Here is a 16,420-nt window from a genome sequence, read left to right as displayed (position 1 = left end):
CACAAGCGGGCGCAGCGAACGTTCGAGGCGGACACAGCAGACCCCCAGGCTGCGGGCCCGAGATGTCTGCTTCTGAGCAATGGGTCAACTGTCCTCCCTCGACGCGCAATACAATGTCTGGGAACCTTTCCCGCCGCGCTCCATCTCATGGTGAAGAAGGAGGGTCGCTCATGTCGCAAGCTCGAACCGGCGTTCTCGACGCCGTCCCTTTCTCCGATGATATGGAGCTCGTGCGCCGGGCCCTGGCGCGGGATCCGGACGCGTTTCGCATGATCATGCGGGCGCATAACCAGCGGCTCTACCGGATTGCCCGAGGTGTGATCCGCAACGACGCCGAAGCTGAGGATGTGGTGCAGGAATCCTATGTCAGGGCCTTCACCCATCTCGAAAGCTTTCGCGGCGAGTCCAGCCTGGCCACTTGGTTGTCGCGCATCGTCATCAACGAGGCGCTCGGGCGCCTGCGCAGAAACCGGCAGACAGCGGCGCTGACACGAGCCAGCGATCCGGGCGAGGCGGCGCAGATCATCCCATTTCCCGGCAACACGGCTTGCGACGACCCAGAGCGGACCATGGCGCAACGACAGATCCTGCAATTCGTTGAGCGGGCGACCGACAATCTTCCGGGCGTCTATCGCTCGGTCTTCATGGCCCGGGTGATCGAAGGCCTGAGCATCGAGGAGACGGCGGAGCTGCTCGGCATCAGGCCTGAAACCGTCAAGACCCGGCTGCATCGGGCTCGCCTGCTGCTGCGCCGGGAGCTGGACGAGCAGATCGGCCCCGTGCTGCTCGACGCTTTCCCCTTTGCCGGCCGGCGCTGCGAACGTCTGACCGCCGCCGTGATGAAAAGGCTCGGCCTTCCGAAATGATCTTCTCGGGAACCTTCTGAGCCCGACATCATCCAATAGTCGTCAATTGAATGACGGAGCCCGAGGCAATCCTGCCGTCAGGCGAAGGAGGAATCATGTCTATTCGGCAGATCACCATGGCAACGGTACTGTGCCTGCTCGGAGCCACATCTTTGACGCGAGCAGCCGACAAGCCCACCGATCCGCAAATCGCCCATATCGCCTACACCGCCGGCGTGATCGACGTCGGGGCCGCGAAGCAAGCCATCGCGACATCGAAGAACAAGGCGGTGGTGTCCTTCGCCAAGGACATGGTCCGCGACCACGAGGCGGTCAACAAGCAGGCGCTCGACCTTGTCAAGAAGCTGAAGGTCAAGCCGGAGGACAATGACACCAGCCGGAGCCTGGCCCAGGCCGCCGAAGGCAAGCGGACGGCGCTCGCCAAACTCCGCGGTGCGGCCTTCGACAAGGCCTATGTCGAGAACGAGGTTGCCTATCATCGGCAGGTGAACGGAGCGCTCCAGGACCTGCTGATCCCTTCGGCGAGCAATGCCGAGCTGAAGGGCCTGCTCGAAACCGGCCTGAAGATCTTCCAGGGCCATGAGCAGCACGCCGAGCATGTCGCGGCGAGTCTCAGGTGAGGGTGGTATAATGCCCTTGAGACGCTGCCTGCCGGTCGCCATCGCCGCGATGCTGGCGATGGGCAGTCTCCCGACCCAAGCGGAGACCATCCAGGTCACGATCGACCGGCTGGTCTTCGCGCCAGCCGAGGTCAGCGCGAAAGTCGGGGACAGGATCGAGTGGATCAACACCGACATTCTCGCCCACACCGCGACGGCGAAGGGCGGCATGGAGGTGATGATCCAGCCGAAGAAGTCGGCGAGCCTGGTGCTGCAGAAGGCGGAAGCGATCGAGTACTATTGTCGCTTCCACCCCAACATGAAGGGCCGCATCACGGTGACCGCGCCCTAGAGGCAGATGCTCTCAGCACGGAAACGCTTTGCGGTTTGATGCTGAGAGCTAAATCCCTCTCTTATGAAAAGCCGCAGCTATTCCGATTTAGCGAATACTCCGACCGCCATATACGGTTGATGCGGCCTCGGATCGCGCGCCAGCCGTTCCGCATGCCGCGAGAAGATGGCATCAAGCGCATCCTTCCTGCTTCTGTGAGCGTCGAGTCCAAGCGCCAGGGTTGGACCGGCCCAGGCTCGCGTGGTTTCGGCGTGGCGTCGCGCAAAGTCCAGATGATCGCTTGTCCGTTGAAATTCGGCCCAATGCGGATCGCCCGCCTGCTTGAGTTCGAGATGTTCGATTCTCAGGTTGCTGTATTCGCCTTGCTTCCCAAACGGCATTGCGAGGTCTTCGAGCCGCCGCAGTCCGATGGGGATCGTCATCCGCTCCGTCTCGGCGCGACTGAGCACGCCTTGGTCGGCGAGATCGCGGATCGCCTGCCAGAGCTCTCCAAGCAACCACTCCCAGCCGGTTTCGGCGTCTGTTCGAGCCGTGAAGGCAGTGAGCAGGCGGCCGCCCGCTCGGAGTTCGGTTGAGCGCAAAGCGAGGAAGCGTATCCAGTCGTCCCGCTGCTGCGCGGCGAGGGCGGAAAGCAACTCTTCGGACCTGCTCATTCCCGCCAGCACATGGTCGGGCGCGTCCATCGGGCTGCGCGACATCCACTGCATTGACCAGGTGTTCCATGCCAGGTGAACGCTGCCCGGCGGCAGAAGGGGCTCGAAATAGCTGCGGCCGATCGCGAGTGGGAACACCCCCGACAAGTCGTGCAGATAGCTGCCTTGATCGTCGATCACTGCGTTGAAGAGGGAGCTGAAATCATTTGAAGGCAAATCGACGTGAACAATCTCGATCGTCCGATCGAGGCCGGCTCTTCGCCTGACGACGTCGATTGCGATCCGCATTGGCGCCATCGAATTTCGGCCCTGCGAGGACGCCAGATCGACAATCCTGACGGGTTCGTTGCCCAGAGGGACGGCGTTGCAAGCTTTCAGCCAGATATCGGCGAGCAGCGCTATGCCCGCGGCCTGCGGCGCGGAATTGCGATTGTAGAATCCGCCGCCTTCCATGGGCGCGTGGCTACTTTGATCGCCAGCCATCTACAGGCCCCGCCGTGGCCCCGACCGTTTCATGCTATCATCGCGTAAGGTCATGCGGAAGATTGGGGATCGGGCCTGCGGCCGCTAGGCGCTATTCGCTCTCTATCATTCAGGTAGCATCGACCGGCCGCAGCATAATGGTTGCCCGGCGACGAAGCGACGGCCGGGCCGCATCCCGCGCGGGAGGACGCCATGCGATTCATCGCCGGTTTCATCACAGCCTTCATCGTCCTGGCCGTCGCCGGCCTCGCCATTGCCTTCAGCGGCGTCGTCAATATCGCTGCCCGCGAGCCGCACAGCGCTCCGGTGTTCTTCCTCCTGCAGACCACCATGCGCCAATCGGTAGCTCGCCAGGCGGCCAAGGTGCCGGCGCCGGCGCCGTCGACGGACATTGCCCGGGGTTTTCGTCTTTACAACGAGGCCTGCGTTTATTGCCACGGCGGCCCGGGGAAAGACCCGACCGATATCGGCAAGGGCCTCAATCCGGAGCCGCCGTTCCTGCCGGACACGATCCAGCGCTGGAGCGCCGCCGAGATCTTCTGGATCGTCAAGAACGGTGTGCGGATGACGGGCATGCCGTCTTTCGCGGAGTCCCATAACGACGACGAGCTACGGGCCGTCGTCGCCTTCGTGCAGAAACTGCCGGGCATGTCGGCGGAGCAATATGCCGCCTACGAGAAGGGGCAGTGAACTTAATTCCCCTGAAGCTTGATTGTCTCAAATCGAAGCAGCCGATTGGCTCTACACAGAAACATGTCGAGACCGGCATTTTTCGTGAGCGCCCGGCCATCTCTGGCAGCATGCCTTCTGGTTGCTTGACCCTGGGTTTTGACAGGACATCTTTGTCGCCGCAAAAAAAGGCCGCGGGGTTGACATGGGCTTGATTTGGCCACCAGTCACCAAGTGCAAAAATCTGTCAAAGCTATTGAGGACAAAATGGTAATTTGGCGTGGATCCGGTGTTTTGGTGCTTGTCCTGGCTGTTGTCGGGCTGCTCGTTTCTCAAGGCCTTGCCTGGGCCCTTCTTGGCGATCCTCTCCCATCAAGCTACATCCCGGCCAGAGACATGATCGGTATTTGGCTGGGGGCGGGGTTCCTGTTCGTAACGAACCTTGCGCTGGAGCGCTCCAACAAGCCACGTACCGTAATCGACAAGGAAACAGGCAAAGAGCTCGTGCTTAAAGAAAAGCATGACTTCTTCTTCGTTCCGATGAAGTATTGGCCTTATTTGCTGTTGTTGCTTGGGGTGATAGCCTATTTCAAGAAGTGACAGGCGCACCGCCAGACTCTCCGGAGGGGTAGCGAGCCATCGTGCGAAACAGGGTTCGACAGCCAGCGCGTCGGTCGATTCAAAAACTGCGCACTGCGTAACATGCCGTGACCTCCGCAAGGCGAGCCTGCAACTCCGACTGAGACTGCTGAATGCTCAAACTTGTACTCGCTGCCATGGCCGGGCCGATTCCCGCTCGGCCATGTCTTGCGGGCGATTCAAACGGGGCCTCGGCGAGCGTCGTTCACTCAGGCCCACCTTCATGTGGGCGGGCATCGCGGCCCACATCGCCAATCGCGGCGACGGAGAACGGGTGTCAATCGGCAGGCGAATTGGTCCTGTTTCAACGAACAATTTCATGAACTTGAGATGCTGATCGGCGTCGAGGCCCCACGCCGATTTACAGCTCAGCGACAGAGCGAGCGACTGGGATCGCAATGTGGCTTGCCCTGTGGCTGCGGGCCGCGCATCGGCTGCGGCGCGCGTGGATGGGCCATGGTCTGAGCGCGCTGTTGAGCCTGCATGGCACGCTGCTGAGCTTGCGTCGCGGCGCGTTGTTGGGCGGCCTGAGCCGCGCGCTGTTGCTGGAGCTGTGCTTGCGCGGCTGCTCTCTGCTGAGCCTGTTGCTGAACTTGCATTGCGCGCTGCTGCGCCTGCTGGGCCGCCCGTTGCTGCGCAGCCGCTTGGGCCTGGACGGCCGCACGCTGCTGCGCCGCTTGTGCGGCGTGCTGCTGTTGCGCTTGAAGCGCGGCGGCTTGCTGGGCGCGCTGCCGTTCCGCCTGCTGCGCCGCCGCTCGCCGCGCATTGTCCACCGAAGGCGCCTGCGGAGCCTGTACAGGCTGAGGCATCGCCGCCCGGCGACCGGCCGGTGAGTGGGGGCCGGGCGCAGGCGTGGCCAAGGCCGGAGGCGGGGAAGGCGCAGCTCGCGAGCCCGCCGCGACCGACGGTGCGAGCGGGCGGTTTGGCTGAGGAGCCCCCGGCGGCGTGGCCAGACGCTGTACGGGAGCGGCGCTGCCGGGCCCGGCTGGCAGGGCGCCAGGCGCCGGCAAAGGCTTCGCGCCGGTTGGAGCGGCAACCGCAGGCAGATGACCTGTCATGGGCTGGTTGGGCTGTGGCGGCTGTCCGGGACGCGGTTGACCGATGATGGCAGGTGCTCCGGGAGGCACGTTGGGCCGAAGCGCTGGTGTGGTCGGTGACGGTGCACGCTGAGGCTGAAGCTGCTGCTGCCGGGCCCGCAATGCGACGGCGGCAGGAAGCGCTGCTGCCGTAGCCGCGATCGCGGCGGAGGCGGCCGGATGGGCCTGGATGAGTTGCTGCGCCCCCGCCACAACACCCGGCTGGGGCGCTGGAGCGGCCGGCCCCTGAGCTCCTCCCATCAGGGCCGGCGGCAGCGGCGGCTCCTGCCGACCCTGTGGGTTCGTCACCACCACCGTCTGAGACGCCGGATTCACCGCCACCGTGTTGTGGATGTTGACGTTGATGACGTTGACCGGCGGCGGGACGACATAGGCCGGGCGCTCCACCCAGGCGGGGACCGGGTGATAGATCGGGATCGGCAGCACGAAGGCGGCGATGGGCGGAGGCGGCGGCGCCAGATCGACATAGTAGACCGGCCGGGGCGGCAGGAACAGGACAGGCACCGGCGGCGGTGGCGGCAGCTCATAGACCGGATCGGCGAAATAGATGACGGGGCGCTCGACATAGACGACCTCCTCGGGCGGCGGCGGCGGCACGTCATAAGAGAGGGCGGAAAAGGCGGCGGGAGGCTCGAAGGCGACGGCGAAATGCGCCAGCCGGCGGTGCGCATCGCCGGCGTGGGGGCCACGCGGATAGCGCCGCAGATAGGACCAGTAGGCTTCCGGGGTATCGGCGACGGCGCTTTCGCGCCAGACGATGGCTTCGCGCCGCGCGGCCAGGATGGCGCGTACGCGCTTCGCCAGCGGGTCACCGGGATAGGCGGCCAGGAAATCCTCGTAGCCGCGCATGGTGTCGCGGGTCAGGGCTGCGAGATAGGCATCGCGCGCGTCGAAATCGCGGACCGGCTTGTCGCGGAGGTCGAGGAAGCGGGTCTGCGCCGGCGAAGCGGCATCCGTGCGCTCGAAGAACAGGAAGGGCGCCTGGACCTTCGAGACATGCCAGGGAATTTCGGCGCCGCCGGTCAACTCGCTGGTCCGCAGCCGCACGCGCTCGAACAGATCGTCGAGCGGCAGGCCTCCCTCCTTGATCATCTCCGACAGGGCGGTGGCGTAGGCGCTGTAGTCCTTGCCCTCGGGCGCCACGGTGCCGGGCGCGGCGTTGAAGGCGATTAGCGAGCCGGGGTCGGGCTGCATCAGCGCCAGGCCGCCGGCGAGCGGCTGACCCGACCGAGCGAAGGGGTTGGCGCGCGCGGCGTCGAGCACGACGATCCGCGCCTTCAGCGGCAAGGTCGCCAGCGGCTTGACGAGATCGGTCAGACGGATGGCGGCGAGGGGTACATCGGCGTCGCGCGCGATGCGGGCATCGACCGGGACGAGGTAGTTCTCGCCTTCGAACTGAAGTCCGTGCCCGGCATAGTAGACGACGGCGACCGTGTCGGGGCCCGATGCCGACGCCTTGTCGAGGAACTCGCGCAAGGCTGACCGCAAGGTCGCGGTATCGAGATCGCGTGCTCCGACGACATCGAAGCCGGCGGCTTGCAGCGTTTGCGCGATCAGGCCGGCATCGTTCGCCGGCGTCTGCAGGGCACCGTCCGGATAGGCGCTGTTGCCGATGACGAGCGCGATCCGCTTTTCGGAGGGCTGTGCATGCGCGGGTAGGCCGCTCAGCAGTGCGGCTGCGAGGAACAGGCCGCAGACAATGCGCCAGAGCGACATGGAAGCCTCCAGCAAAAGGATCACTTCACCAGAAGCTCGGCCTTCCCGGCTGAACGGGGTTTGAATGAAACGTGGCGGCGCGACGGCCTTTTTGAGTCAGCCGGCCACAAGAAGGACGTAAGCCATTTCGACAGATCTTGATCAGCCAATTCTCATGTTGTCCGCTTGGCCTGGCGCGGTGGAGACGCTGCAGCAAGCCATCGAGGCCGATCCAGCAGACGAACCTGCGGCCTCAGGCACGGCAGGTAACTGCCGTGCTCGCTATGGCTTGCGGCCAACCGTAAACTTGGGTGGAAAGGCGACGCCCGCCAATAATTAATGTCGGCCGGGGCGTCTCGGAACTCAATGATTGGCCGGTGTCGCAGGGGCGCGTTTCACCGCCGCCCTGCGACACCGGAAGCCATTCCAATTCGGCCATTTACTGGCGCGACTAGGCTCAGGCAGCCCTTGTATTCGTCATCGGCGTCACATTCTGATTCATGCGGAACAGGTTCGACGGATCGTAGCGCTGCTTCAGCATGGCGAGGCGATGATAGCTGGCTCCATAAGCCTCCTGGACGCGATCCATCTCGTCGGCCGGCATGAAATTGATATAGGCCGTCCCGGCAGAAAGCGGTCTTGTGGTTTCGAAGAGTTCCCGCGCCCAGCCAACACAGGCCTGGTCCATGCTCTGTTCGCGCCAGCGTGCATGAACGTTCATCACGAAATGGGAGCTACGCTGAGGAAATGCCGTGGAGGCGGCGGCGACGCGGCCTGCGGCACCGCCGACATGCGCTATGAAGATCTCGCATTCCGGGCTCGGCAGGTGGCGCGCTGCACGGATCAGGATTTCGATGGCCGCATCCGAGAGATCGGTGAAGTCGTGACTCTTCCAGTAGTTGCGGGCACCCTGTGTGAGCAGCGGATCGAAAGCCTGTTGCCATGCGGTGAAGGGAGCAGGTCCCACCACATCGGCAATCGGCTTTCCGATCGAGCGCAGTCTGGCAGTGGCCCTTTCGCCGTCGGCGATGTCGCCGCAGTAGCACATCGCGAGGATCAGCACTTCCTCACCATGCCACCGCGCCGGCAGAAACGGCAGAGGCGGTGCCTTCCGCATCACAGCCCAGCAGGTCAGCTCGTCGGGGGCGGCTTCGAGCGCCGCGCGATAGTTCTTCAGGACCAACTCGGCCTCGTCGAGGGGATGGACGACGAGGCCGGACAGGACTTCGGGGCCGAACCTGTGAAGCCGGAACTCGAATGCCGTGACGACGCCGAAATTGCCGCCGCCGCCGCGCAGAGCCCAGAACAGGTCAGGATCCTCCGACGCGCTGGCCCGCCGGAGTTCGCCATCGGCGGTCACGATCTCGACCGACACCAGGCTGTCCAGGGTCAGGCCAAACTTCCGCGTGATCCACCCAAAGCCCCCTCCCAGAGTCAGCCCGGCGATGCCTGTGGTCGAATTGATGCCCGTCGGCACGATCAGCCCAGCCGCCTGCGTCTCCCTGTCGACATCGGCAAGCGTTGCCCCGGGTTCGACCCAGGCATGCTGCGCCGCGGCATCGACGCGGACTGATCTCATCTGCGAAAGATCAATCATCAAGCCGCCATCGCAGACGGCATTGCCGGCAATGCCATGGCCACCGCCCCGTACCGAGACGAGCAAGCCATGGTCACGCGCGAAACGAACCGCGCTGACGACGTCGCTCGCGGCCATACAGCGTATGATCAGCCCAGGCCTGCGATCGATCATCCCATTCCAGATGGCACGCGCGTCATCGTAGCCTGCGTCACTCGTGTCGAGGATGCTGCCGCTCAATTGCGCGGCAAGCGCTTCGATCGCCGAGGTATCGATGCTCGTCTTTCCGGCCGTCAGCGTCGTGAGGCTGTGTGCAGGCATGATGACTCCTCCCGAACGGGTGCTCTAAGCTTCGGCCCCCCGGCGATCGGGAATGTGCGTCCATTCATGGCTCCGCACAGTGATGCAGGTCACACAATGGCGAGATGCGAAGCTTCGACTGAAAATCTCTGGAGACTCCGTCGCAGACCGGCATCTGAATCCAACCAGACGGAGTGCGCGGCGGATAGCGACAGCGCACTGCTCACTCGATCCTCAGCCGCAAGCTTGGCTCGGACGATCGCCGATGTCCGGTTCCAGGACGCGCGCAAAGGTCTGCTTGTGGCGCGAATCGGAGCCGCGTCACCGCCGCGATGAACACAGCGGTAAACCCCTCGAGGCACACGAGGTGGATACCAACCCTGTCCTCCCATTGGGGTGATCGTTGGGTTGGTCAGTTTCGAACTGCCAAAAATCTTAATAGAATCAGTGGCTTAATAAGATTTTAGTGGCGGAGACGGAGGGAATCTCTGCCAAATTCCCGCTAACGTCCGGAAAACCCTAAGCTTTTTGAGCAAGGAATTTCGATGCGCGTGCCATCTCCAGCAGCCATTTTCCTTCGGCTAAAATGGCGCGCGGATTGCGAGAGCGTCAAGGAGTCATTGCTCAGATCTCATGGATCGAAGAGCGGATCCTTGAGGCGGGCAGGGCCTTTTACTAGGCAGCGTCGTTCACTGCGAAGCCGCAATCCCACAGCGCGCTATGATCGGATTCGGGGCTTCTCGACAAAGTCGTACAGCCAGACATGGTTGGAATGCTCTGGTCGCAGCCGCACGCCTGATCCGTCGTTCGGCCAAAGATGCCCCTTTCGGCTGCCTCTGAGGCACTTTGAGCCCTTCTCGCCGCCAGATCCGCTCGACGCGCTTGACGTTCACCGCCCAGCCGCCGTGTGTCCCAGGGGCGCCCGGCCGCCGAAGCGATCCGAACGATCACCATGACGCCGTTTACGTATTCAGGGTCAGATTCCCAATGCGCAGCCATCTTTGCGGGGATCGGAGCCGCCAGTCAGCGTGCCCTTTTCCCAGTCGATCCAGATCGCCTGGGCGCCGCCCATCGGCGATTTCGGCGGCTGCACGTCGAAGCCGCGCGCCGCGAGCGCCACGCCGACGCTATCGCGCAGTCGGCTTTCGGTCTCGACCGTGTTCGTGCCCGGCAGCGGGAAGAGGCGCGGCAGGTCGATCGCTTCCTGCAGATCGAGGCCATGGTCGAACAGTTTGGCCAGGAAATGGGCGTGGCCCATCGCCTGATAGTGCCCGCCCATCACGCCGAAGGGCATGACGACGCGGCCACCCTCGGCGAGCATGCCGGGGATGATGGTGTGCATCGGCCGCTTTTGCGGGGCGATGGCGTTGGGATGCCCCTGCTTCAGCACGAAGCTCTGGCCGCGATTATGGAAGAGCACGCCGGACTTTTTGGTCATCAGCCCGCTGCCATAGGGCGAGAAGATCGAGTTGATGAAGGAGACGGCGTTGCGGTCCTTGTCGACGACGCTGATGTAAACCGTGTCCTTGTGCTCGGCGCCGCCGGGGATGACCGGCAGCGGATCGAGCGCGCGCTCGGGGTCGATCATGCCGGCGAGCTCGTCGGCGAGCTCATTCGAGAGCAGATGCTCCACCGGCACCTCGGCCTTGGCGGGGTCGGCGAGGAGGCGGTCGCGCGCGGCATAGGCGAGGCGGGTCGCCTCCAGCTCGATGTGGAGGTTCTCGACCGCGAGCGGGCCGCCCTTGGGCTTGAAGCGCTCAAGGATCTTCATGATCAAGAGCGCGATGACACCCTGTCCGTTCGGCGGGCACTCGTAGACGGTGCGGCCACGGAAGGTGGCGCTGATCGGGGTGACGTATTCGCCTTCGGCTGCGGCGAAGTCGTCAACTGTGTGCAGGCCGCCGGCGGCCTGGAGGTAGTCGACCATCTCCCTGGCGATCTCGCCGCGATAGAAGGCATCGCGCCCCTCGCGGCCGATCGCCTCGAGGGTCGCGGCCAGAGCCGGCTGGCGCTGCACGGTGCCGGCGGCCGGGGCCTGCCCGTCGACCAGGAAGGTCGCGGCGGCGTTGGCATCCTTGATCAGCAGGTCGCGCTGGGCGGCAAGATCGTAGGCGACGCGCGGCGTCAGCGCGTAGCCGTCGCGGGCATAGCCGATAGCCGGCGCGAGGACCTCCGCGAGCGGCAGACGGCCATGGTCCTTGTTGAGCCGCGTCCAGGCGTCGATTGCGCCCGAGACGGTGACGACATGCGGTGAATGCCGCTCCAGCGCGGTGATGCCTGCCTTCTCGTACCAATCGAGCGTGGCGGCTGCGGGCGTGCGGCCCGAGCCGTTATAGGCGATGACGTCGGTCGACCCGCCGCGCGAATAGAGCACGAAGCAGTCGCCGCCGATGCCAGTTGAGCCGGCCTCGACCACGCATTGCACGGCACAGGCGGCGATGGCGGCGTCGATCGCATTGCCGCCGGCCTTCATGATGTCGAGTGCGGCGAGCGTCGAGGCGGGATGCGAGGTCGCCGCCATCGCGTTGCAGCTTATGGCGAGGGACCGACCGGGAAGCTCTAGATCGCGCATGGAAGAAGCCTTCGTGGAAACAGGGCCGGCCACACCGCCGGGTTTTCGGAGAGGGAGCGAAGGACGGTCAGCCTTTGCGCAGATTGGTGAAAACCGGAACGCCGTTCAGCATGCCCGTCAGGTTCTTGCGATAAGCGACCGGCTGCAGATACTGGCCTGCCGGGACATAAGGCACGTCCTGCATCGCCTGGAGTTCGATCTCGCGGGCGATCCCCTTCTGTATGTCCGGGTCGCCGGCAGCGAGCCAGCGGGCGCGTAGCGCCTCGATCTGCGGACTGTCCGGCCAGCCCGGGCTGCCCTTGGCACCGTTTCCGCGCAGCGGCGAACTCGTCGCTGGCGAGCCGAGATCAAGCCCCGACCAATAGGTGACGTAGCAGCTCCAGCCGCCCTGCTCGACCGGGTTCCGGTTGCTGATGCGCTGGAGGACGGTGCCCCAGTCGGCGGCGACGAAGTCGACATTAACGCCAATCCGGCGCAGCGCGTCGGCCGCGACATCGCAGACCAGCGCGATGCGCGGCACGTCCTGCGCCGCGAGGAACACGGCTCGCTCACCCTTGTAGCCTGCGGCCGCGAGTTCCCGCTTGAGCTTGCCGAAGTCCTTCGGTCCCTTGAGAGCGGGCGCGGCGACGTCCGAAGCCATCGGCGAGTTGTTCGGGAAGAAGCCGATGCTGCCACGTTCGACCTGCGGATCACCGCCGCAGACCGCGTTCATGCATTCTTCCTGATCGATCGCACCGAGAATTACTCGGCGGATCGCTGGATTATTGAAGGGTGGCTGCAGATGATTGAGCCGAACCTGCCCGGCCATGCCGGTCCGGTCCTTGACCTCGACCGTGATGTTCGGATCGTTGCGCAGCAGCGGCAGCAGGTCGATGATCGGCTGCTCGACCCAGTCGACCGCGCCCGACTGCAGTGCCGCGACCGCTGTCGCGGCATCGGGCATGACAGTGAACTCGATGCGGTCGAGATAGGGCATGCGCGGGCCGGCGGTGAAGCTCGGGGTGCCGCTCGGACGCGGAACGTATCCGTCGTGCTTTGCATAGACATGGCGGGCGCCGGCGATGCGCTCCGCAGTGAGATAGCGATAGGGGCCGCTGCCAATCGCTTCGGGGATTTGCTTGAACGGATCGGTCTGGGCGAGACGCTCCGGCATGATCGCGGCGACGAGCGCGCTCGGGCGGGCGAGTGCCGCTGGCAGATGTGGGAAGGGCTGCTTCAGCCGGAAGACGACGGTGCGGTCGTCCAGCGCCGAAAGCTCGTCGGTCGCCGCCATCAGCGCCTGCCCGAAGGTGTCGCGGGCGCCCCAGCGCTTGATCGAGGCGACGGCGTCGCGCGCCAGCACCTTGCTGCCATCGTGGAAGACGAGGCCGGGCCGCAGCGTCAGCGTCCAGCGCTTGCCGTCATCCTCGACAACATGGCCCTCGACCATTTGCGGCTGCGGCTGGAACTGGTCGTCGAGGCCGTAGAGCGTATCCCAGACGAGCAGCGCATGGGTGCGGGTCGAATAGCCGTTGGTCCAGATCGGATCGATGATCGCGACGTCGGAATAGGGCACGAAGCGCAGCGTCTTGACATCCTGCGCCACGGCGAGATGCGGCGCTGCCGGCAGGAAGGCGGCCGCGGCCGAGGCTTTCAGGAACTGGCGTCGATCCATCGTTAATCCCCTCGTTCTTTTGGCTGACCCTGGGGCTTCCTCGGGAGCGCGGCCTTCTGGCGAGCCGCTGCGTGGTTCGGCTCAGATATGAGTACTGGCCGGCAGGCCCGACGGAACCCCGGCCGCCTGGTTGCGGCTCCGCAGGAACGCGGCGAGACGCGGCGCGGTACGCAGTATGTGGTCGCGCATCACCGCCTCGGCATGCTCGGCGTCGCCGGTCTTGATCGCCTCAACGACCTCGTCTTGGCGCTCCGTAGCCTGGGCGGGGTGGGCGACATGGTGGAGCCAGACGCGCATATAGGGTTCGACCGCGATATGCAGCGCCGCGATCTGGGCGATCAGCTTGGGGCGTCCACTCAGGCCGCAAATATAGGCATGGAATTCCTGGTGCTTGCTGAGCCAGTCGGCGCCGCCGGCTGCACCGGCGCGGTGCATGCGGACGACGTGATCGTCGAGCTCGGCCAGCGCGGCGCCATCGAAGCGCGGCATGGCGAGGCGGACTGCGAGACCCTCCAGCACCGAACGGATCTCGAAGAGCTCGTAGATCTCCGCGATGGTCAGGCCGGAAACGACGCAGCCGCGATTGGGCCGGATCAGGACGAGCCCTTCGTTGGCGAGGCGCTGAAAGGCTTCTCGCACCGGCATGCGGCTCATGGCGAGCTCGCGCGCGATCTTCTCTGGGATCAACCGGTCGCCGGGCTGGTAACGCGCGCTGCGGATGTCCTGCAGGATCGCGCGATAGGCCTCATCCTGCGCCGTTGCCGCCGACGAGGTCGATGCCAGGCTCATGGACGGGCTCCTACGATCGTGCAATTTGGGCACGTTCTGTCATAGTGGATACACTGATACAAATATAAGCCGCTCTGCAACAAATAGTGCGAGTGCCGTGCTGCTTCATGCGATCGGAGGTCCCTACAAGCGGGGGAGGTCGGACCGCTGTCGCAGTGGCTCTCCGGCGTTCTGGCGAGTGCGGGTTTTCCCCTGACGGGCGTCGAGATGCGACACGTGCAGGCCGCGCTCTCGGCGCAGATCAACAAATCCGATCGCTCGCAGATGCTTCCTATTGCCGATTGCAGAAATGTTGGGAACTGGGCGATGAGATCGTACCCATCTTCGATCGGGCGGCGCCAGCCCTCGTCGGCATGGAAGCCTGCCAGGCACGCAGTGGCTCGCGCGCAAGCTCCAAGGTCTCGGCCATCGCGTGCGCATCATGCCAGCGCAGTTCGTGAAGCCATATCTGAAGTCGAACAAGTCGGACACGTTGGATGCCGAAGCGATCGCGGAGGCGGTGACACGCCCGTCCATGCGGTTCGTCCAGGCCAAGGCAATCGAGCAGATCGACGTCCAGTCTTTGCATCGCGTGCGGGACCAGATGCTCATGCAGCGCACGCGGCTGATCACCCAGATGCGCGGCTTCTGTCTCGAATATGGTGGCGAGGACCGATCCGGCTCACCTGCCAGCCCGACCGACAGCGTGTTAAGTGCCGTCTGGCGCTCGATCGACCGCTTCGTGGACCTGTCGGGCAAGCCTGCTTCCGCTTCACGAAGCACATGATGGGCCACGCTGCCCCAACCCGACGATACTCAGGAATTCACTAAACTTGTGCATCGCGGCACAAAACGCCGCATTGCGGTATGTTATCGGCCGTCTTCGTCACTTGACATGTTTAGCGATTGACTGTTCACTAAACAAATCGCTGAACTTGGACGGTTAGTTCCGGGGCGGCGTGAGGAAACGTCCCGCGTCGGCCGTGCCCCTTCTTCTGGCTGTGCCCTTCGCGGTCACGCAGGTTCACCCGTCACCCCAATGACGGCTGGTGACGGCATGCCAAGGGAGGGATAGCCATGAAAACGATCAGGACATGCCTGCTTGCCGCGACGATGGTCGGGAGCGCCGCGCTCGGTGCGACGACCGCTCAGGCCCAGGGCAAGACGCTCACCCTCTGCTGGGCGGCCTGGGACCCAGCCAATGCGCTGGTCGAACTCTCCAAGGATTTCACCGCGAAGACCAACATCGGCATGAAGTTCGAGTTCGTGCCCTGGCCCAACTTCGCCGACCGGATGCTCAACGAGCTCAATTCCAAGGGCAAGCTCTGCGACCTGATCATCGGTGACTCGCAGTGGATCGGCGGCTCCGCCGAGAACAAACATTACGTGAAGCTGAACGATTTCTTCGCCAAGGAAGGGATCAAGATCGACGACTTCATGCCGGCGACCGTCACCGGCTATGCCGAATGGCCGAAGAATACGCCGAACTACTGGGCGCTGCCGGCCATGGGGGATGCGCTCGGCTGGACCTACCGCAAGGACTGGTTCTCCAGACCTGAGCTGCGGGCCGAATTCAAGGCCAAGTACAACCGCGAGCTCGCCGCGCCGAAGTCGCAGACCGAGCTGAAGCAGATCGCCGAGTTCTTCCAGGGCCGCGACATCGACGGCAAGAAGGTCTATGGCGCGGCGATCTTCACCGAGCGTGGCTCGGAAGGCATCACGATGGGCGTCGCCAACGCGCTCTATCCTTTCGGCTTCAAATATGAGGACCCGAAGAAGCCCTACGCCATGGCTGGTTTCGTCAACTCCGATGACGCCGTGAAGGGCTTGGAGTTCTACAAGTCTCTGTACAAGTGCTGCACACCGCCGGGCTATTCCAACGCCTATATGCAGGAGGGTCTGGACGCTTTCAAATCCGGACAGGCGGCCCTGCAGATGAACTGGTTCGCCTTCTTTCCCGGCCTGTACAAGGATCCCAATGTCGGCGGCGACAGGATCGGCTTCTTCGTCAATCCGCCTGAGAAGGAGAAGGGCTCGCAGCTCGGCGGGCAGGGCCTCTCGGTCGTCGCCTATTCGCCGAACCAGGCCGAGGCGCTGTCCTACGTCAAATGGTTCGCCTCGCTCGACGTGCAGAAGAAGTGGTGGGAGCTCGGCGGCTATACCTGCCACAAGGGCGTGCTGAATGATCCAGGTTTCGCCAAATCCGCGCCCTTCGCGGCCGACTTCCTCGTCGCCATGGGCCAGGTCGTCGATTTCTGGGCCGAGCCTTCCTACGCGCAGCTGATGCAGGCGGAGCAGGCGCGCATCCACGACTATGTCGTTGCGGACAAGGGCACCGCCAAACAGGCGCTCGACCTGCTGATCCAGGACTGGACCAAGGTCTTCAAGGAAGACGGCAAGTTCTGACGCTGGGACGCCCTCTGAGCTGAGCCAAAGGCTGCGCCTTTCCTATAGGGGGCGCAGCCAGTCCCCGACTTTGCCTTTGAACGGTGCTGAG

Annotated in this window: 12 protein-coding genes and 2 pseudogenes; 7 read left to right on the top strand and 7 right to left on the bottom strand. The window is 64.2% G+C overall.

Features of this window, described 5'->3' with window-relative positions:
* Positions 1–170 precede the first annotated feature (170 nt).
* The 3 genes from FQV39_RS09240 to FQV39_RS09230 all read left to right on the top strand — a co-directional run bounded on the left by FQV39_RS09240 (position 171) and on the right by FQV39_RS09230 (position 1,817).
* Entirely contained in the window at positions 171–866 is a 696-nt protein-coding gene (locus tag FQV39_RS09240; protein WP_248313384.1) for an RNA polymerase sigma factor, read from the top strand.
* 95 nt (positions 867–961) lie between these two features.
* Complete coding sequence (locus tag FQV39_RS09235) at positions 962–1,486, top strand: DUF4142 domain-containing protein (protein WP_149130019.1); 525 nt, start codon at positions 962–964, stop codon at positions 1,484–1,486.
* Positions 1,487–1,496: 10 nt separating this feature from the next.
* Positions 1,497–1,817 (top strand): cupredoxin domain-containing protein, encoded by a 321-nt coding sequence (locus tag FQV39_RS09230; RefSeq protein ID WP_149130018.1) that lies wholly within the window; start codon positions 1,497–1,499, stop codon positions 1,815–1,817.
* Positions 1,818–1,894: 77 nt separating this feature from the next.
* On the opposite strand, the gene FQV39_RS09225 is transcribed toward FQV39_RS09230, so the two are convergent.
* The gene (locus FQV39_RS09225; RefSeq protein WP_149130017.1) at positions 1,895–2,953 is read right to left on the bottom strand and encodes a class I SAM-dependent methyltransferase; all 1,059 of its coding nucleotides are present in this window, start codon (positions 2,951–2,953) and stop codon (positions 1,895–1,897) included.
* A 192-nt stretch (positions 2,954–3,145) separates the two neighbouring features.
* Between FQV39_RS09225 and FQV39_RS09220 the strand changes: the two genes are divergently transcribed.
* Entirely contained in the window at positions 3,146–3,643 is a 498-nt protein-coding gene (locus FQV39_RS09220) for a c-type cytochrome (RefSeq protein ID WP_149130016.1), read from the top strand.
* Positions 3,644–3,838: 195 nt separating this feature from the next.
* On the top strand, positions 3,839–4,222 hold the full coding sequence (locus tag FQV39_RS09215; RefSeq protein ID WP_149130015.1) for a hypothetical protein: 384 nt from the start codon (positions 3,839–3,841) through the stop codon (positions 4,220–4,222).
* 407 nt (positions 4,223–4,629) lie between these two features.
* On the opposite strand, the gene FQV39_RS09210 is transcribed toward FQV39_RS09215, so the two are convergent.
* From FQV39_RS09210 to FQV39_RS09185, 6 genes and pseudogenes are all read right to left on the bottom strand, one after another.
* Positions 4,630–7,074: a caspase family protein gene (locus tag FQV39_RS09210; protein WP_149130014.1), complete on the bottom strand. Its 2,445-nt coding sequence runs from the start codon at positions 7,072–7,074 to the stop codon at positions 4,630–4,632.
* Between the two features lie 436 nt (positions 7,075–7,510).
* Entirely contained in the window at positions 7,511–8,950 is a 1,440-nt protein-coding gene (locus tag FQV39_RS09205; protein WP_149130013.1) for an FAD-binding oxidoreductase, read from the bottom strand.
* 718 nt (positions 8,951–9,668) lie between these two features.
* Positions 9,669–9,831: pseudogene (locus FQV39_RS09200) on the bottom strand (IS3 family transposase); the annotation flags it as partial.
* Positions 9,832–9,905: 74 nt separating this feature from the next.
* Positions 9,906–11,501, bottom strand: coding sequence for a gamma-glutamyltransferase (ggt, locus tag FQV39_RS09195; protein WP_149130012.1), 1,596 nt, complete (start codon positions 11,499–11,501; stop codon positions 9,906–9,908).
* Between the two features lie 67 nt (positions 11,502–11,568).
* A complete protein-coding gene (locus FQV39_RS09190) occupies positions 11,569–13,155 on the bottom strand; it encodes an ABC transporter substrate-binding protein (RefSeq protein ID WP_149130011.1) in 1,587 nt (528 codons plus the stop codon).
* 81 nt (positions 13,156–13,236) lie between these two features.
* Positions 13,237–13,944 (bottom strand): GntR family transcriptional regulator, encoded by a 708-nt coding sequence (locus FQV39_RS09185; RefSeq protein ID WP_149130010.1) that lies wholly within the window; start codon positions 13,942–13,944, stop codon positions 13,237–13,239.
* A 305-nt stretch (positions 13,945–14,249) separates the two neighbouring features.
* On the opposite strand from FQV39_RS09185, the pseudogene FQV39_RS34360 reads away from it, so the two are divergent.
* Both FQV39_RS34360 and FQV39_RS09175 read left to right on the top strand, forming a co-directional pair.
* Positions 14,250–14,608, top strand: a pseudogene (locus FQV39_RS34360) (IS110 family transposase); the annotation flags it as partial.
* A gap of 428 nt (positions 14,609–15,036) precedes the next feature.
* Entirely contained in the window at positions 15,037–16,329 is a 1,293-nt protein-coding gene (locus FQV39_RS09175; RefSeq protein WP_248313383.1) for an ABC transporter substrate-binding protein, read from the top strand.
* The last annotated feature ends 91 nt before the right edge of the window (positions 16,330–16,420 follow it).

Source organism: Bosea sp. F3-2 (assembly GCF_008253865.1).
Lineage (GTDB): Bacteria > Pseudomonadota > Alphaproteobacteria > Rhizobiales > Beijerinckiaceae > Allobosea.
The sequence above is the reverse complement of the archived record's forward strand: the minus strand, read 5'-3'. Positions and strand labels throughout refer to the sequence as shown.